Origin of the sequence: Trinickia sp. (assembly GCF_051953405.1) — a bacterium.
In the GTDB taxonomy this organism is placed as follows: domain Bacteria; phylum Pseudomonadota; class Gammaproteobacteria; order Burkholderiales; family Burkholderiaceae; genus Trinickia.
This window is the reverse complement of sequence record NZ_JBQCIV010000130.1, coordinates 1-17,397: the sequence shown is the minus strand read 5'-3', so window position 1 is coordinate 17,397 and position 17,397 is coordinate 1. Positions and strand designations below refer to the sequence as shown.

18 protein-coding genes are annotated in these 17,397 nt (G+C 65.9%); 11 read left to right on the top strand and 7 right to left on the bottom strand.

The features are described 5' to 3' along the window. Positions 1–11: 11 nt before the first annotated feature. Genes ACTHN9_RS23410 through ACTHN9_RS23390 form a run of 5 tightly spaced genes read left to right on the top strand, consistent with a single transcriptional unit; the run spans position 12 to position 5,008 of the window. Positions 12–1,343 (top strand): UxaA family hydrolase, encoded by a 1,332-nt coding sequence (locus ACTHN9_RS23410; RefSeq protein WP_440539252.1) that lies wholly within the window; start codon positions 12–14, stop codon positions 1,341–1,343. After that, positions 1,340–2,413, top strand: a complete 1,074-nt coding sequence (locus tag ACTHN9_RS23405) for an aldo/keto reductase (protein ID WP_440539183.1) — start codon at positions 1,340–1,342, stop codon at positions 2,411–2,413. Before ACTHN9_RS23410 ends, ACTHN9_RS23405 begins: the two co-directional genes overlap by 4 nt. 39 nt (positions 2,414–2,452) lie before the next feature. Further along, positions 2,453–3,286: an amidohydrolase family protein gene (locus tag ACTHN9_RS23400; protein WP_440539182.1), complete on the top strand. Its 834-nt coding sequence runs from the start codon at positions 2,453–2,455 to the stop codon at positions 3,284–3,286. 41 nt (positions 3,287–3,327) lie between these two features. Further along, positions 3,328–4,104, top strand: coding sequence for an SDR family oxidoreductase (locus ACTHN9_RS23395; protein ID WP_440539180.1), 777 nt, complete (start codon positions 3,328–3,330; stop codon positions 4,102–4,104). Positions 4,105–4,159: 55 nt separating this feature from the next. Then, positions 4,160–5,008, top strand: a complete 849-nt coding sequence (locus ACTHN9_RS23390; RefSeq protein WP_440539178.1) for an ureidoglycolate lyase — start codon at positions 4,160–4,162, stop codon at positions 5,006–5,008. Positions 5,009–5,013: 5 nt separating this feature from the next. Here ACTHN9_RS23390 and ACTHN9_RS23385 read toward each other — a convergent pair whose 3' ends face one another. After that, the gene (locus ACTHN9_RS23385; RefSeq protein WP_440539177.1) at positions 5,014–5,376 is read right to left on the bottom strand and encodes a DUF3564 family protein; all 363 of its coding nucleotides are present in this window, start codon (positions 5,374–5,376) and stop codon (positions 5,014–5,016) included. A gap of 82 nt (positions 5,377–5,458) precedes the next feature. Beyond that, positions 5,459–5,806 carry a c-type cytochrome gene (locus tag ACTHN9_RS23380; protein ID WP_440539176.1) on the bottom strand — a complete coding sequence of 116 codons (348 nt, stop codon included), beginning with the start codon at positions 5,804–5,806 and terminating at the stop codon, positions 5,459–5,461. Between the two features lie 155 nt (positions 5,807–5,961). On the opposite strand from ACTHN9_RS23380, the gene ACTHN9_RS23375 reads away from it, so the two are divergent. Further along, entirely contained in the window at positions 5,962–6,249 is a 288-nt protein-coding gene (locus ACTHN9_RS23375; protein WP_440539251.1) for a DUF1488 domain-containing protein, read from the top strand. A gap of 96 nt (positions 6,250–6,345) precedes the next feature. Continuing rightward, complete coding sequence (locus ACTHN9_RS23370; RefSeq protein WP_440539174.1) at positions 6,346–7,335, top strand: zinc-dependent alcohol dehydrogenase family protein; 990 nt, start codon at positions 6,346–6,348, stop codon at positions 7,333–7,335. Positions 7,336–7,374: 39 nt separating this feature from the next. Here the strand turns inward: ACTHN9_RS23370 and fnr are convergent, their stop codons facing one another. Continuing rightward, positions 7,375–8,151 carry a fumarate/nitrate reduction transcriptional regulator Fnr gene (fnr, locus tag ACTHN9_RS23365; RefSeq protein WP_440539173.1) on the bottom strand — a complete coding sequence of 259 codons (777 nt, stop codon included), beginning with the start codon at positions 8,149–8,151 and terminating at the stop codon, positions 7,375–7,377. Between the two features lie 282 nt (positions 8,152–8,433). Here fnr and ACTHN9_RS23360 point away from each other — a divergent pair, with 282 nt between their 5' ends. Then, on the top strand, positions 8,434–8,907 hold the full coding sequence (locus tag ACTHN9_RS23360) for a universal stress protein (RefSeq protein ID WP_440539171.1): 474 nt from the start codon (positions 8,434–8,436) through the stop codon (positions 8,905–8,907). A 5-nt stretch (positions 8,908–8,912) separates the two neighbouring features. Here ACTHN9_RS23360 and ACTHN9_RS23355 read toward each other — a convergent pair whose 3' ends face one another. Further along, complete coding sequence (locus ACTHN9_RS23355) at positions 8,913–9,386, bottom strand: universal stress protein (protein WP_440539170.1); 474 nt, start codon at positions 9,384–9,386, stop codon at positions 8,913–8,915. Positions 9,387–9,471: 85 nt separating this feature from the next. Beyond that, positions 9,472–10,719, bottom strand: coding sequence for an acetate/propionate family kinase (locus ACTHN9_RS23350; RefSeq protein ID WP_440539169.1), 1,248 nt, complete (start codon positions 10,717–10,719; stop codon positions 9,472–9,474). 184 nt (positions 10,720–10,903) lie between these two features. On the opposite strand from ACTHN9_RS23350, the gene ACTHN9_RS23345 reads away from it, so the two are divergent. Together ACTHN9_RS23345 and ACTHN9_RS23340 are read left to right on the top strand one after the other, a co-directional pair. Then, positions 10,904–11,656 (top strand): beta-ketoacyl-ACP reductase, encoded by a 753-nt coding sequence (locus ACTHN9_RS23345; RefSeq protein WP_440539168.1) that lies wholly within the window; start codon positions 10,904–10,906, stop codon positions 11,654–11,656. Continuing rightward, positions 11,653–13,461 (top strand): PHA/PHB synthase family protein, encoded by a 1,809-nt coding sequence (locus ACTHN9_RS23340; RefSeq protein WP_440539167.1) that lies wholly within the window; start codon positions 11,653–11,655, stop codon positions 13,459–13,461. The genes ACTHN9_RS23345 and ACTHN9_RS23340 overlap by 4 nt, the downstream gene beginning before the upstream one ends. Here the strand turns inward: ACTHN9_RS23340 and phaZ are convergent. Continuing rightward, positions 13,403–14,842 carry a polyhydroxyalkanoate depolymerase gene (phaZ, locus tag ACTHN9_RS23335; protein ID WP_440539166.1) on the bottom strand — a complete coding sequence of 480 codons (1,440 nt, stop codon included), beginning with the start codon at positions 14,840–14,842 and terminating at the stop codon, positions 13,403–13,405. The two genes, ACTHN9_RS23340 and phaZ, sit on opposite strands and share 59 nt — an antisense overlap. A 120-nt stretch (positions 14,843–14,962) precedes the next feature. Next, positions 14,963–15,634, bottom strand: coding sequence for a nitroreductase family protein (locus tag ACTHN9_RS23330; protein ID WP_440539165.1), 672 nt, complete (start codon positions 15,632–15,634; stop codon positions 14,963–14,965). Positions 15,635–15,825: 191 nt separating this feature from the next. Between ACTHN9_RS23330 and ACTHN9_RS23325 the strand changes: the two genes are divergently transcribed. Then, on the top strand, positions 15,826–17,397 hold a 1,572-nt coding region (locus tag ACTHN9_RS23325; protein ID WP_440539163.1), incomplete at its 3' end, for a SurA N-terminal domain-containing protein.

Sequence of the window (17,397 nt, the reverse complement as noted above, 5' to 3'; positions counted from 1 at the left end):
CCGAAACGTTCATGAACGAGATCCACTCCGATTCCGCGCCGCTTCTCGGCTATCCGCGTCGCGACGGGCGCAAGGGCATTCGCAACGTCGTCGCCGTGGCCTACCTGGTCGAGTGCGCGCATCACGTCGCCAGCGCGATCGTGTCGCAGTTCGCGGCGCGCTTGGTGCCGGACGACAGCGGTGGGTTCGCTGCGGACGCCGACGCCTTCGATGCGATCAACGCGCACGACGCCCCGCCCGAAGTGCATTTGATCGGCTTTCCCGGCTGCTATCCGAACGCCTATGCGCAAAAGATGCTGGCCCGAATTGCGACGCATCCGAATGTCGGCGCGGTGCTGTTCGTCTCGCTGGGCTGCGAGAGTATGAACAAGCATCATCTGGCCGAGGTCGTGCGCGAGAGCGGGCGGCCGGTCGAAGTCCTGACGATTCAAGAGCGGGGCGGCACGCGCAGCACGATTGCGCGCGGTGTCGAGTGGGTCGCTCGCACGCGGGCCGCCCTCGCGCTAATGCGGCCCGTGCCGATGCGGCTCGACGAACTGATCGTCGGCACGGTCTGCGGCGGGTCCGACAGTACGAGCGGCATCACGGCGAATCCCGCGGTGGGACGCGCCTTCGATGCAATGATCGAGCAGGGCGCGGCGTGCGTATTCGAGGAGACGGGCGAACTCGTGGGCTGCGAGCACCACATGCGTTCGCGCGCGGCGCGGCCGGAACTCGGTGCCGCGATCGTCGCCTGCGTCGAGAAAGCGGCGCGCTATTACACGATCATGGGGCATGGCAGTTTCGCCGTCGGCAACGCCGACGGGGGATTGACGACGCAGGAAGAGAAATCGCTCGGCGCCTACGCGAAAAGCGGTGCCTCGCCGATCGTCGGCATCGTCAAACCGGGCGACATCCCGCCGACGGGCGGGCTTTATCTGCTGGACGTCGTGCCCGACGGCGAACCGCGCTTCGGTTTCCCGAACATCAGCGACAACGCCGAAATCGGCGAGCTGATCGCCTGCGGTTGCCATGTGATTTTGTTTACGACCGGGCGCGGGTCGGTAGTCGGATCGGCCGTCTCGCCGGTGATCAAAATCTGCGCGAACCCGGCAACATACCGTAATCTGTCGGGCGATATGGACGTCGACGCCGGACGAATCTTGGAAGGGCGGGCAATGCTCGACGAGGTCGGCCGCGAAATCTTCGATCTCACGGTCGCGGTCGGACGGGGCGTGCCGTCCAAGTCGGAAATGCTCGGTCACCAGGAGTTCATCTTGACGTACAAGGCCTTCGATCCGATCGGCCCCGGCTGTCTGCCGATCGTGCCGGCGACGGCAACGGCGACGCGGGCGGGCGCATGAGTGCCGGCACACGGATCGACATCGCTTCGCGTCGCCGCGTGGGGCGTACGGCGTTGGAAGTCACGGCGCTTGGGCTCGGCGGTGCGGGGCTAGGCGGCTTGTATCGCGACGTCGGCGAACGCGAGGCCCGCGCCACGGTCGACCGTGCATGGGAAGCGGGCATCCGGCTGTTCGATACGGCGCCGTACTACGGCTATACGAAGAGCGAGCACTATATCGGCGCGGCGCTGCGCGAACGCGAGCGAGACGCGTACGTCCTGTCGACCAAGGCGGGCCGCCTCATGCGGCCCGAGCGCGGCGAACGAGCGCGCGCCCCGCGCGACGGGTGGGCGCATCCGCTGCCGTTCGCCCCGGTCTACGACTACACGTACGATGGGATCATGCGTTCGTTCGACGATAGCCTGCAGCGGCTCGGCGTTGCCCGCATCGATATCCTGCTCGTACACGACATCGGCACGTTCACGCATGGCGAGCGTCACGCGCATTACTGGCGCCAACTGAGCGAGGGCGGTTTCAAGGCGCTCGACGCGTTGCGGGCGTCGGGTGCGGTGCGAGCCGTGGGGCTAGGCGTGAACGAGGAAGCCGTGGTGCTCGATGCGATGCGCGAGTTCGACATCGACTGCGCCCTGTTGGCCGGTCGCTATACGTTGCTCGAGCAGCGCACGCTCGATCTGCTGCTGCCCGAATGCGAGCGGCGCGGTGTCTCGCTGCTCATCGGCGGGGCCTTCAACTCCGGCATTCTCGCGCGCGGGGTCCGCCATTTGCGAGAGGCGCCCGGTGCGGCATCGAGCGCACTGAAGTTCAACTACGGCGAGGCGCCCGCAGAGATTGTCGAGCGCGTCGAACGGATCGAAGCCGTGTGCGATGCGCATGGCGTGCCGTTGCCGAGCGCCGCGTTGCGCTTTCCCTATGCGCATCCCGCCGTGGCGAGCGTGTTGACCGGCGCGAGCAGTGTGGACGAGCTTGCACAGAACGTCGCCTCGTTTTTGGCGCCGATCCCCCGCACACTGTGGGAGACGTTGCGGCGCGAAGGCCTATTGGACGCGCGCGCACCCATACCCGCAGCCTGACCGATATTCACGACGCACAACTGCCCAAGACGCCCCACGATGGACACAATCGACGCACATCAGCACTTCTGGCAACTCTCGCGCGGCGACTACGGCTGGCTGACGCCGGCGCTGGCGCCGCTCTATCGCGATTTCCTGCCGCACGACTTGCGTCCGCTTGCGCATGCCGCCGGGGTGTCGCGCAGCATGATCGTCCAGGCGGCACCGACCCTCGACGAAACGCGCTTCCTGCTCGATCTGGCGCGCAACGATCCGGCGATTGCGGGTGTGGTGGGCTGGGTGCCGCTCGACGATCCCGATGCGCCCGCGTTGATTGCGCAATTCGCGCGCGAGCCGAAGTTCAAAGGCGTACGGCCGATGTTGCAGGACTTGCCCGACGACGACTGGATCGCACGCCCCGAGCTCGATCCTGCGATCGAAGCGTTGATCGATTCCGGTCTTGTCTTCGATGCACTTGTCTTGACGCGTCATCTGCCGTATCTCGTACCGTTCGCGCGGCGCCACCCGCGCTTGCGCATCGTGCTCGATCACGGCGCGAAACCGCCGATCGCGGACGGCGCCGCCGGCTGGCTGCCGTGGGCCGCCCGCGTGGCGGAACTGGCCGCGTTGCCGAACGTCTTTTGCAAAATATCGGGGCTCGTGACGGAAGCCGCCGTGCCCTGTACCGATTCCATGCTCGAGCCTTACCTCGCGCATCTGCTCGAGCTGTTCGGCGCCTCGCGCACGATGTGGGGCAGCGATTGGCCCGTCGTCGACATGAACGGCGGCTACTTGGCCTGGCACGCCAGCGCGGCGCGGTTCGCCGAACGCTTGGAGAGCAGCGAGCGCGCCGCGCTCTTCGGCGACACCGCGCGGGCCTGCTACGGCCTTTGAGCATCGATGTCTTGTCCATTTCTTACGGAGTCCTGCAAACGATGACCGCCATTGCCACGAACTTCCCCGAGCCGCCGGCCGCGCGTTTGGCCGGTAAAACGGCGCTCGTCACGGCTGCCGCCCAAGGTATCGGCCGGGCCTGCGCCGAGCGTTTGGCCAGCGAGGGCGCACGCGTGATCGCCACCGACATCCGGCTCGATTTGCTCGCCGAGACCCCGTTCGACGTGCACCGGCTCGACGTGCGCGACGGTGCCGCGGTGGCTGCGCTAGCCGAGACGATCGGCGCGGTCGATATCCTTATCAATTGCGCGGGCTTCGTCCACGCGGGCACGGTGCTGGAGTGCGACGAGGCCGATTGGGATTTTTCGTTCGACGTGAACGTCAAGTCGATGTATCGCACAATACGGACGTTTCTGCCTGGCATGCTCGAACGCGGGCGCGGCTCGATCGTCAATCTGGCGTCGGCGGCCTCGAGCGTCAAAGGCGTACCGAACCGCTTCGTTTATGGCACGACCAAGGCGGCGGTGATCGGTCTCACGAAGTCCGTGGCGGCCGATTTCGTCACCCGGGGCATTCGCTGCAACGCGATTTGTCCGGGTACCGTGGCCTCGCCCTCGCTCTCTGCGCGTATCGCCGAACAAGCACAAGCGCAGGGCAAGTCGGTGGCGGAAGTCGAGGCCGCGTTCGTCGCGCGTCAGCCGATGGGCCGCATCGGCCGGCCCGAGGAGATTGCGGCGCTGGCTGCGTATCTCGCGTCGGACGAGGCCGGGTTCACGACCGGGCAGATTCATTTGATCGACGGCGGGTGGTCGAACTGAGCGTCGGATCCGCCTCGCGCCGCTTTGGCATTTTTTTAAAACTGAGCAAACGCTAATGAAACTTCTTCGATTCGGCCCCAAGGGCCAGGAAAAGCCAGGCCTCGTCGACGCCGACGGCGCGATCCGAGATCTGTCGTCGGTCGTCGACGACATCGCGGGCGACGTGCTCGGCGATGCGGGCCTGGCGCGGCTGCGCGGCGTGGATCCCGCGTCGCTGCCGCGCGTGCCCGCGGACGTGCGCATCGGCGCGTGCGTGGGGCGCGTGGGCAAGATGGTTTGCATCGGTTTGAACTACGCCGATCACGCGGCCGAATCGAATTTGCCGGTGCCCAGTGAGCCCGTGGTCTTCAACAAGTGGACCAGCGCGATCGTCGGACCGAACGACGACGTCGAGATTCCGCGCGGGTCGACCAAGACGGATTGGGAAGTCGAGCTGGGCGTGGTGATCGGCAAGGCTTGCAAGAACGTCGATGCGGCCCGTGCACTCGAATATGTCGCGGGCTATTGCGTCGTCAACGACGTCTCGGAACGCGAATGGCAAATCGAACGCGGCGGCCAGTGGGACAAGGGCAAGGGCTTCGACACGTTCGGGCCGATCGGGCCGTGGCTCGTGACGCGCGATGAAGTGGCCGATCCGCAGCAGCTCGATCTGTGGCTCGAAGTGGACGGCCATCGGTATCAAAACGGCAACACGCGGACGATGATCTTCAGCGTGGCCGAAGTCGTGGCTTATCTGAGCCGCTGCATGAGCCTACAGCCCGGCGACATCATCTCCACGGGCACGCCGCCCGGCGTCGGACTCGGCATCAAGCCGGCACCCGTCTATTTGAAGGCGGGGCAGACGATGCGGCTCGGCATCGCCGGGCTCGGCGAACAGCGCCAACGGACCGTGGCGGCGCAGTAGTCCTTTCACAGTCCTTCGTCTTCGGCGAACAGGCTGTGTTCCGGCAGCGCGAGTTCTTCATCGATGCATTGCACGTGCCAATGGCCGCGTGCCTTGTCGCTGCACAATCGCGCGCTGCCGGCTTCCCCTTCGAACGGACCGCCTTCGCCGTCCAGCGCGAAGCCATCGAGTTCGCATAGCGGCGAGCCGTCGTGCGGGTCGCACAGCAGCGTCGCACCCGGCCCCGAGTGCACGATGCCCCACGTCGGCAGCTCGAGTCCGAAATGGCTTTCGCGCGACCATCGCTGGGCGTCCCGGTCGACCCAAACGATCGCGTAGGCACAAGGATGCCTTTCGTTGAACGTGCTGAGATGGATCGTGATACGCATGGTGGTGTCCTCGTCTTGCACTGTCGCTGATGTTCGGTCGAATCGGGGCGAGCGGGGTCTACTGCGCCGGCGCGATACTGCCTCACTGGCTGAGCACCCACCGCACTAGCGTGTGCGCGTCTTCCTCCGACAGCGGCCCGCCGCGCTCGACGGGCGGTGGCATTGCCATGTCGCCCCAGTGCGCCTTGCCGCCGTGTACGAGCTTCGCTTCGAGCATCGCTTGGGCTTGCGGGTTGTCGCGGTAGCGCGCCGCGATGTCGCGGAACGACGGCGCGAGAAACGGTTGATCGACCGTATGGCAAAACATGCAATGCTGCTGATCGATGAGTGCGGTGGGTTCGGGCGGCTGCGCGAGGGCACCGCCGGCCAGCACGGCGCATGCCGTCAGCGCGGCTAGGCCCGACGCAGCCCGGCGTAATGGCGCTTTCATTGGACCCTCCCGCCCCCAAGCGTTGCTCGTCTATCCTGGAGACGAGTGTAGGCGCAGGGCGTTGGGCCGGCGTTGACCCAGGTCAAGCCGTTCCGGCCGCGGCATCGACTATGCTGGATGCGACGGCGGCCGCTTACCGGGCCGCGTTCTTCGAGGTGGCAGTCATGCAGATCAGCTTTCCGCAAGAGCCGGCCGAATACTGCGGCCGAGATCTCGTGCTCGCGTTTCCCGCGCTCGTCGACGGCGAGCGGGTGCAATGCGCGATCACCGCCGAAGCGCTCGAGGATCACTTCGGCGCGGTATCGCTGCGCGAGGACGATATGCTGAGGGCGTTCGAGCGGCATCGCCGCGAGATCGAACGCGCGGCGCGCGAGCTTTTGACCGAGATCGGCAAGAAGCCCGTGCTGTTGCACAGCGGATACTTTCGTTTCTACGATGCGTAGCGTCTAGCCGGGCGGATCCATCGCCAAGCCCCCCTGATAGCGGGCGCGAATGCATCCTATCGGCGAGGTCTCGCGCCGCGTGAAGGAGGCCCCGAAATGAAAGCGATGGTTTTCGATGGGCATAGCCCTCTACTGCGACTGTGCGAGCTGCCCGATCCGCGTCCGGGGCCGGGGCAGTTGCTGATCGACGTCCATGCCTGCGGCGTGTGCCGCACCGACCTGCATGTCGTCGACGGCGAGCTGACGCAGCCGAAGATTCCGCTCGTGCCGGGGCACGAAGTGGTCGGTATCGTGAGCGGGCTGGGCGCCGGCGTGACCGATTTCGCGCTAGGGGAGCGCGTCGGCGTGCCTTGGCTCGGGCACACGTGCGGGCAGTGCGCGTTTTGCGCGCGAGGGAAGGAAAACCTATGCGATGCACCGAACTTCACAGGCTATACGATCGACGGCGGCTACGCCCAGCGAACGGTGGCCGATAGCCGCTATTGCTTTCGTCTACCCACGCGTTATTCGGATATCGAGGCGGCGCCGCTTTTGTGCGCGGGACTGATCGGGTACCGGACGCTATCGATGGCCGGGGATGCCCAGCGGCTCGGCATCTACGGGTTCGGCGCGGCGGCGCATATCGTCGCGCAGGTGGCGCGCTACCAGGGCAGGGAGGTCTATGCGTTTACGCGCCCCGGGGACGACGCGGCGCAGGCGCTGGCACGCAGGCTCGGCGCACAGTGGGCCGGCGGGAGCGACGTGCAAGCGCCGGTGCCGCTCGATGCGGCGCTGATTTTCGCACCGGTCGGCGCGCTGGTGCCGGCCGCGTTACGGGCGCTCGTGAAGGGCGGGGTGGTCGTCTGCGGCGGCATCCACATGAGCGACATCCCCTCGTTTTCCTACGACATCCTATGGGGCGAACGCCGCATCGTCTCGGTGGCGAATCTCACGCGAGACGATGGCCACGCATTCATGCAACTCGCCGATACGTTCGCGCTCGATATCGCGACCACGGTCTACCCGCTTGCGCAAGCAAACCGTGCGCTGGCCGATCTGCGGGAAGGGCGGCTAGCGGGCGCGGCAGTACTGGACGCGAACGCTTGACGCGAGCCGCGGGGCGGGCGGTCATCGGGCGCGCGGCGATCATACCCGCCCCAGCGCGTCGAGGTTGACGATGCGAATCTGCTTGCCGTGCGTCTGAACCAAGCCGTCGCGCTGGAATTTCGAAAACATGCGGCTGACCGTCTCGAGTTTCATGCCGAGGTAGTTGCCCATTTCCTCGCGTGTCATGCGCAAATTGAATTCGGCAGGGGAATACCCGCGCGCTTTCATGCGACCCGACAAGTTTAGCAAGAAGGCGGCCACGCGCTGCTCCGCGCTCATCGTGCCGAGCAGCATCATGAGCGACGATTCGCGGACGATCTCGCCGCTCATCATGCGCAGAACTTGCTGCTGAAGCTGCTTCGACTCGCCGCACATCGATTCGAGCAGCGCGTAGGGGATGATGCAGACGCTGCTGTCTTCGATCGCGATAGCGTCGCTGCTATGACGTTCGGTGCACACGCCGTCGAGACCGAGCACTTCGCCGGCCAGATGGAAGCCCGTAACCTGTTCGCGTCCGTCGCGATGCATGACGACCGTCTTGAGCGAGCCGGCTCGAATCGCATAAATGCTCTGGAATGGATCGTTCGCGCGATAAAGGGAATCGCCGCGCTTGATGAGGCGCGTCGCGCTCACGATCGAGTCGAAACGGGTGAGTTCCTGGGCGTTCAGCGTTTGCGGCATGCAGGCCGAACGCATCGAGCAGGTGGCACATTGCTGCGCCTGCCGGCTTTGATACGGCTTGCCATTCGTGCATGAGGAGGCGGGGATGACCGATGCCGTTGCGCTTGCATCGACGAAGGGGGTTTCGTTGAACATACGACCTCCTTAAAGGAGTCGCGCGCAGCCACGATGGCGCGAGAAGTCAATTTGGTAATTGGCAGTATCGAAGGCCGGAAGCTATAAAGAAATCGGCGGCGTATGAAACTGCGGTAAGCGTTGATGAAGCTTTGTAAGGATTGTCCTACATCAACGCGTGGCGAAATTGAAACGAGGCGGCCGCAGCCGTCGTTGATCGCCGTCAACAAGCGCCAGGCGCCCCGACCGCAAACTCAATGCCATTCGCATCGAGTGTCGGGCACCGAGCCCAGGAGGATAGGTATGTATAAAAGAATTCTTGCCGCCGTGGATGGAAGCCGCGGCGCGCGTCTCGCGCTCGATGAAGCGCTCAAGATCGCGAAGGCGTCCGGTGCGGAGATCGTCGCCGTGTTCGTCGTCGAACATGCCCCGCAACTCGTCGACGTCGGTGCCGTGTATATGCCGGAGCGGGGCGCCGACGCGGCCTTGGTCGATGCGGCCACCGCGGCGCTCGACGAGGCGCGCGAGCTATTCCGCGAGCATGGGGTGGCCGGCGTGGCGCGTGCCGTCGATGCCTATGGCGATCGGATCGCCGAAGTGCTCTCGCGCACGGCCGACGAGTGCGAGGCGGACTTGATCGCGATGGGCACGCAAGGCCGGCATGGGGTCCGCCGTGCGCTGCTCGGCAGCGTGGCCGAGGCCTTGCTGCGCACGGCGCAGGTGCCCGTGCTGCTCGTGCGGTACAACCCCGATGCCGAGCCGGCCGATAAGCTTTGATCGTATCAACTGGCCGGCGCTTGCCGTGTGGTATCTCCGGCCGGAATCAACAGCACCGGGCACGCCGCGATCCGCACGAAGCGTTCGGCCACGCTGCCGAGTATCAACCGACGAAAGCCGCGCCGCCCATGCGTCCCCATGACGACGACATCGGCGGGCCATTCGTTGGCGACGCGCAAGATGCAGTGGGCGATGTCGTCGCCGAGCGGGCTCGTTTCGACGACGCGCGGCGTGCCGGTTACGCCCTCGCGTTCCATCTTCGCGACGGCCTGCGCGTTCACGTGCGAGCCCTCTTCATACAAGGCGTCGCGGACGATGCTCGGATCGTAGCCGGGCGCGTCGGCACCCACGAGCGGTACGTCGACGACATAAAGCGGAACCAATTGCGCGCCCGATTCGCGCGCGAGACGCAATGCCGCGTCGAATGCCCTCGCGGACGTTTCACTGCCGTCGATCGGTGCAAGAATGCGTCGATACATGTCGATGCCTCGCCGTTTGTTAGGGACTCAGAGGAACTCAGGCCTTTATGATCGGCGGCAACGAGCGCGGCCGTGCTGATCCATGTCAAGCGGGCCTTGCGTTCGAACCGACGAGCGACCACGCCGCGCGGGCGGCGATCCACGCCTCGTTCGTCGGTTCGACGATCACCTTCACGCGGCTCGTGGCGCGCGAAACGACATGGGCGTTCGCGCGATTGGCGTCCTCGTCGAGTTCGATGCCGAGCCATTGCAGCCGCTCGCACACACGTGCGCGAATCGGTGCACAGTGTTCGCCGATACCTGCAGTGAACACGAGCATATCGAGGCCGCCGAGAACGGCCACGAGCGCCCCCGTCTCCCGCACGATCCGATGAACGTAAAGGGCGAGCGCGTCGCGTGCGCGGTCGTCCTCGTGCTCGTGCGCAAGCAGAACGCGCGGATCGCCCGAGCGCCCTGAGACGCCTTGCAGGCCGGCTTGGCGATAGAGCAGCGCGCCGAGCGCGTCGTGCGTGAGGCCGCGCACCTCGATCAGATGGAGGACGACGCCCGGATCGATCGAACCGCAACGCGTACTCATCATCAAGCCGTCGAGCGCTGAAAAGCCCATCGTCGTCGCCACGCTCGACAACCCGCGTAACGCGCACAAACTCGCGCCGCTTCCCAAATGCGCGGCGACCACGCGCCCGCGCGCCGCCTCGCCGAACGTGTCGGCCAGTGCGATCGTGAGGTACTCGTACGACAAACCGTGAAAGCCGTAGCGACGCACGCCTTCGTCGAACCATGCGTGCGGCAGCGGTAGCAGTTGCTCGGTGCGCGGCAAGCCGCGATGAAATGCCGTATCGAAGACGGCTACCTGCGGCACGCCGGGATACGCGGCGCGCAGCGCATCGATTGCATCGATGTTGTGCGGCTGATGCAGCGGCGCGAGCGGGATCAGGGTGCGCAAATCCCGGAGGATCGCTTCGTCGACGATCACGGGCGCGGCATAGCGATGTCCGCCGTGTACGACACGATGGGCGACGGCGGCCAGGCGCGCATCGGGCCAGGCGTCGCGCAGCCATTGCACGATGGGTTCGAGCGCCGCGCGATAAGGGTCGAGGCCAGGGGAGGCGGCGATCGTGCGCGCTGGCGACCCGTCGAGCGCGAACGTCATGGCGTTGTCGGCTGCGTCGATGGCATCAACGGGATCGGCCGCTCCGATGCCGGAGATTTCGCCGGCCGCGAGCGCATGCCTCGGCACCTCGCTGCGAGAGCAGTCGAACAAGCCGAACTTGATGCTGGACGAACCGGCGTTCAGGACGAGGACGGCATCTTGGCCGGACATCGTGCGCACTCCCGAGCGAGTCGATATTGCCGCGACTGTAGCCGGCTCGGTTCGCGCTGCGGTTGATGCCGATCAAGCCCGGCAACAGGAGACGCCTCTAGAGTAAAGCTCGAATCTTCTGCGTTCGTCGTTCGAGCCGCCGGTGTCGGCTCGTGGCCCGAGCGTCCATCGTCATTCTTCGAAAGGAGCTGCCATGTCCGCTTCAGCTCGACGCGTCGCATTCGTCACCGGTGGGATGGGCGGTCTCGGCGCCGCCATTAGCCGACGCCTGCACGACGCCGGCATGACCGTCGCGATGTCGTATTCGGAACGCAACGACCACGTGTCGACCTGGCTCACGCACGAGGCCCAGGCCGGGCGGCATTTTCATGCGTACGCGCTCGACGTCGCCGCGTTCGATTCGTGCGAGCGCTGTGCACAGCGGGTCCACTCGGAACTGGGGCCGGTCGATGTGCTCGTCAACAACGCGGGCATCGTGCGCGACGCGAGTTTCCTGAAGATGACCAAGCGCGAATGGGACGAAGTCATGCATACCGACCTCGACGCGCTGTTCAACGTCACGAAGCAATTTTTCGCGGGGATGCTCGAGCGGCGTTTCGGGCGCATCGTCAACATCGGTTCGGTGAACGGCTCGCGCGGTGCCTATGGGCAGGCGAACTACGCGTCGGCCAAGGCGGGCATACATGGATTCACGCGTACGCTCGCGCTCGAAAGCGCGCGTCATGGCGTCACCGTCAATACGGTGTCCCCGGGCTATCTCGATACGGCGATGCTGGCGTCGGTGCCGCAGGAAGTGATGGAAAAGAAGGTCTTGCCGCAGATCCCTGTGGGGCGTCTGGGGCGGCCCGACGAAGTCGCCGCGCTCGTGGCGTTCTTGTGTTCCGACGATGCGGCGTTCATTACCGGCGCGGATTTAGCCGTCAACGGCGGGATGCACATGCAATGACCGCGCACCGGGATTCAGAAACGCAAGCCGTCGCCGAAGCGCCGACGCTCGCCTGCCGCCCACCCGCCACCACGCCCGCCGATGCGCTCGATCGCGCCGCGCATGCGCTGATCGCCGCCATGACGAGCGGGCTATCGCCGGCCTCGGCGCTGCTAGCCTGGTCGGACTGGGCCATGCACATGGCGATCTCGCCCGGTAAGTCCGTGGCGCTCGCCTCGCACGCGGTGCGAGATTGGCTGGATAGCTTGCCCGGCTGGGTGCCGGGCCAGGGCGCGTCATCGCGCGCCGCAGGCGACGCCCCTCCCGATCCGCGCTTCGCCGATCCAGCCTGGCACGCATGGCCTTTCAGCGCCTACCGCGATGCGTTCCAACGGAGCGAAGCTTGGTGGGGGCAAGCGACGTCCGGCGTGCGCGGCGTCGAGACGCATCACGAACGCCTTGTGCAGTTCTTTGCGCGCCAATGGCTCGACGCGCTCGCCCCGAGCAATTTCGTCGCGACGAACCCTGTCGTGCTGGCCAGCGCACTGAGTTCGGGTGGCGCTAATTTCGCGTTCGGCGCGCGCCATTGGTTCGAGGATTACACGCAATGGATCGCGCGCTCGCATGGCCTGAGGGGCAAACCGCATCCGGCGTTCCTGCCGGGCCGCGACATCGCCGCGACGCCGGGAAAGGTGGTCTGGCGCGGTCCGTTGTGCGAGCTGCTGCAATACGCGCCGGCAACGGCCCAAGTCGCGCGCGAGCCTGTATTCGTCGTGCCGGCTTGGATCATGAAGTACTACATCCTCGATTTGACGCCGCACGATTCGCTCGTCCGATATCTGGTCGATGCGGGTTATACGGTGTTCATGCTCTCGTGGCGCAACCCGGGCAGCGCGTCGCGCGATTTGGGACTCGACGATTACTTGGAGCAGGGCCTGCTTGCTGCGCTCGAACAGGCGCGCGAGCGGGCGGGCGGCGAGCGTGTGCATGCGGTCGGGTATTGCCTCGGCGGCACGCTGCTGTCGATCGCGGCGGCCATGCTGGCGCGCGAAGCGAAGCGCTCGCGCGATAACGCCGAGGGGCCGCGCGCGGATCCGTTCGCGTCGGTCACGATGCTCGCGGCGCAAACCGATTTCAGCGAGCCCGGCGAACTCGGCAATTTCATCGATGCGAGCGAACTGGCGGCGCTCGATGCGCTGATGTGGGAGCAAGGCTATCTCGACGGTGCGCAAATGGCCGCCGCGTTTCAACTGCTCAACGCCCGCGATCTGATTTGGTCGCGCATGATGAGCGAATATCTGCTTGGACGCAGGTCGAAGCCGAGCGACCTCATGTCGTGGAACGACGATACGACGCGGATGCCGTATCGGATGCACAGCGAGTATCTGACGCGATTGTTCTTGCACAACGATCTGGCCGAAGGACGCTATTGCGTGCGCGGCCAGCCGGTGGCGCTGGTCGATATGGAAGCGCCGTTATTCGTCGTCGGTACCGAACGCGATCACGTCTCGCCATGGCGTTCCGTCTACAAGCTGCACTTGTTCGCGCACCAGGCCTTGACGTTCCTGCTGACGGCGGGCGGGCACAATGCCGGCATCGTCTCGGAGCCGGGCCACGCGGGACGCCACTATCGGGTGGCAACGCGCGAGGTCGACGCCCCTTACCGCAGCCCCGATGCCTTCGTTGCGGAAAACGCGCCGATCGAAGGGTCTTGGTGGCCGTGTTGGCGCGCGTGGCTCGAGCGGAACTCGAGCGGGCAGGTGAAGGCTAGGGCGCTCGAGGCGGACCTGCCGGACGCGCCGGGAGCGTACGTTTTCGAAGCTTGACGTCGCATGGCGCGGTGTCGGGCGTTCGTGTGCTTGCGCGCCAAAATCGCTGCAGCGCGGGGTGCACGAGTTCGTGCCAGCGCGGCCCCGTGAAGAGATCGTAGTGATCGCAGTCGTCGACGGTCATCTGCATCCGCATCGCATCGGGCACGGCGCGGCAAAGCGCGTGCGCCGCATGCGTCTGCCCCGCGCCGGTGATATCGTCGCGGTCGCCTTCGACCGTACATAACGCCGTGGCCGTCAGTGTCTCCGGAATCACGCGGCGCGTTCCGATCGACCAGTTGCCTCGCGCGAGACGCTGCTCCTGAAAAACGACGCGCAGCGTATCGAGGAAGTAGTCCTCGTCCATGTCGAGCACGGCCGAGTATTCGTTCATCGAGCGCAGGCTCGCGGCAACGGCTTGAGCGTTGCCCGACATCCGGCTGGCCCAATACCGCGATTCGAGTGCGACTTGACGATGCGGATGCGCCGCCACGATCGCCGCATGCTGGACATAGCCCGGGTAGATACGCCGGCCCGCGCCGGGGTAACGGGCCGGCACGGTGTCGATGACGGTACGGCGAAACCATTCGATATCGTGGGTGGCGGCCAGGCGGTCGATCATCGTCGGATGCAAGCGCGTGTCGACGGGCCCGCCCATCAACGTGACGCTGAGCGGCGCGAGTCTGACGTCGGACGCCGCGGCCAGCGCCGACGCCGCAAGCGCGGGCGGCGCGCCTTGGCAGACGGCGAGCACGTGCACGCCGCGCCCGGCCAGCGAGCGCAAGAAGCGCTCGACCGTGAGCACGTAGTCGTTCAGCCCGAAACGCCCTTCGCCGAGCGGCACGTCGCGCGCGTTCGCCCAATCGGTGACGTAGACATCGGCGTCTTGGAGCAGCGTTTCGACGGTCTCCCGCAGCATGACGGCATGATGCCCGGCGAGCGGCGTGACGAGCAGCACGCAGGCCGGTGCCAGGTTGTGCCCTTTAGGGCTGGCTGAAGCAGCGGGGGCTCGATCGATTTCATCGTCGGCAGCTGTTTTGCTCCCCTCGGCGCGACCATCGGGTTTGGCCGCAGAGCCGTCGAACACCCGGACGAATGCTCGCAAGGCGCAAAAAGGCGCTCGATCGACCACCGTTTCGCTCACCGGCACGGCATGTCCCGCGATGCGCACCGATTCGATGTCGAACGGCGGCGGTTCGGATGTGGTTTGCAGGAGCCGGTAAAGCCAATCGCAGCCCGGCAGCGCGACGCTCGCCAAGCGGGCGTCGCCGTCGTACGGTGCGCCGGCGCGGTGATCCGCCGCGGCGGGCAAGCCGCCCCATGGGGCGGCGGCGAGCGTCGCCCACACATCCAGCGAACGCATGAGCGTGCGCTGCGTTTCCAGCCATTGGTAAAGCATGGTCGCCTCCGGCCGAGGAGCGCGGCGAGCCGTTCGCGGCACCACGGCGACGCCCCACGGCGTGCCGGATCGGTTAGGGCGGGGAGCGTTCCGGCCCCGCGCGGCGGCGCGGGCCGCCGGTCACTTATTGTGCGTACCGTCGGCGTCGGCTGGCAAGCCTACCGTCTGCGCGAGGATCGGCGTTTCGTCCTCGTTCAGCCTCAGCGCATCGCCCAGCAATCGATGATTGATCCAGCCCCGTACGACGGTGGCCAGTCCCGCCGACGCGCAATAGAGCGACACGTTCTGCGCGATGGAGCCGGCCGTGACCGCCGAGAACATCGCCTGCTGCGCGGCCGGCATGTCCAGCACCCGCGAGCCACGCACGACGTAGACGAGATCGAGCGGCGCCGCGCCGACGAAATCCTGATAACCGGTCATGCCGCGCGCATCGACGGCGTGCTTGAGCACCAATTGGTGCTTAGGCGAGTCGTAACGATAGACGCCTAGCGGCAACGCCACGTAGATATCGATCTCTTGCAGCGCATGGGGGGAAGGCGCGGTACGCCCGCCCGACAGCGGCCGATTGATCCCGTCGGCGGCCCACAGCAGCTCGCCGAGCGTCGCGAGCGACAGTGCGCGCGGCGAAAACTCGCGCGTGCTGGTGCGAAACGACAGCGCCGTCATGAGCGGCACGCCCGAGCGCAGATCGGGCGCGGGCAGATCGATGACGGCCGGCGCCTCGCCCACGGCGGGCCGAGTCGCGCTCGTCGCGTGCGACGGCATATAAGTGAGCCACGGTGTCTCGTTCATGGAATGCTCCTTCGAACGGGGCACGGCGCACCTGCCGCCCAGCCCCACGGTTCGACGATAGCGAGCCACGGCGCGGCCGGGGTTGATTTCGGTCAACGGGCTCCGCTAACGCCCGCATGCGGTTCAAATTGCCGAGTCCCGCCGCACCTGTTGTACTATTGGACGTTTTTGTCCAACGTAACCGGTCACGCATGCTCGATTTCTTTCGCAACCATCAGCGCTTGATGATGCTTATGCTCGTCCTGGTCATCGTGCCGGGGCTGGGCGTTCTTGGTATTCAAGGCTTCCGCGGCTTTTTCGATGAAAGTGCGAACGTCGCGAGCGTCAACGGGCACAAAATTACCCGGGCCGAATTCGATAGCGCCATGCGCCAGCAGCTCGACCAGGCGCGTCAGTATCTCGGCGCGCAATTCGATGCCAAGGTGCTCGACACCCCGGCGCGCCGCCAAGACTTGCTCGATAACCTGATCCAACAGCGCGCGCTGGCCGACGAAACCCAGCGCGAATATCTGACCGCATCGGACGACGCCGTGCGCCGCGCGTTGCTGGCCGATCCGGTGATCGCCTCGCTGCGTAAGCCCGACGGTTCGATCGATATCGAACGCTATACGCAACTGCTCGCGATGCAGGGCATGACGCCCGACCAATACCAAGAGCGCGTGCGCTACGGGTTGGCGATGGAGCAGATTCCGCAAAGCATCGAGGCGACGGCCTTCACGCCGAAGTCGCTGGCCGAACGCATCGCGCAACTGGCCGAGGCGCAGCGCACGGTGCAAGGGCTCGTCTTGCATGCGAGCGATTACGCGTCGAAGGTTCAGCCGACCGACGCACAACTCGCGGCCTACTACACGGCGCACAGCGCGGATTTCGCCACACCCGCCACGGCCACGATCGACTACTTGGTGTTGTCGCCGGCCACGCTGGCCGCGCTCGCCACGCCGAGCGATGCCGATGCGAAGAAGTACTACGACGAGAACATCGCGCACTACACGACGCCGCGCGAAGTGCGCGTGAGCCAGATTCTGATCGCGTCGCCGAAGTCGGCCAGCCCGGCGGACGATGCGAAGGCTAAAGCGAAAGCCGAAGCGGTGCTGGCCGACGTCAAGGCGCATCCTGACCAATTCGCTGAGATTGCGCAGAAGGAATCGCAAGATCCCGGTTCGGCGGCCAAGGGCGGCGATCTGGGCTGGTCGACGAACGGCGTGTTGACGGGCGAGAAGACGTTCGATGCGGCGGCGATTGCGCTGAACAAGGGCGACGTAAGCGCGCTCGTGCATTCGTCGTTCGGCTATCACATCATCAAGGCGACGGACGTCAAAGCCGCTGCCACCAAGCCGTTCGACGAGGTCAAGGATGCGATCGTCAAGGACTTGAAAACGCAACTCGCGACGAAGGCGTTTAGCGACGACTCCGACGGCTTCACCTCCACCGTCTACGAACAGGCGAAGAGCCTGAAACCGGCGGCCGACAAGTACAAGTTGACGATCCAAACGGCAACCGTCACGCCGAAGCCGAACGCCGCGCTGCCCCCGACGAGCCCGCTCAACAACCCGAAATTCCTGGCGGCCGTGTTCGGCGACGATTCGGTCAAGAACCACAACAACACGCAGGCGATCGACGTCGGCAGCAGCACGCTGATCGCGGCGCACGTGACCGACTACAAGCCGGCGGCGACGCCGCCGCTGGCGTCGATCAAAGACGCCGTGCGTGCGAAGTACGTGGCCGAACAAGCGGCCGAGCTTGCCCGCAAGGACGGACAAGCC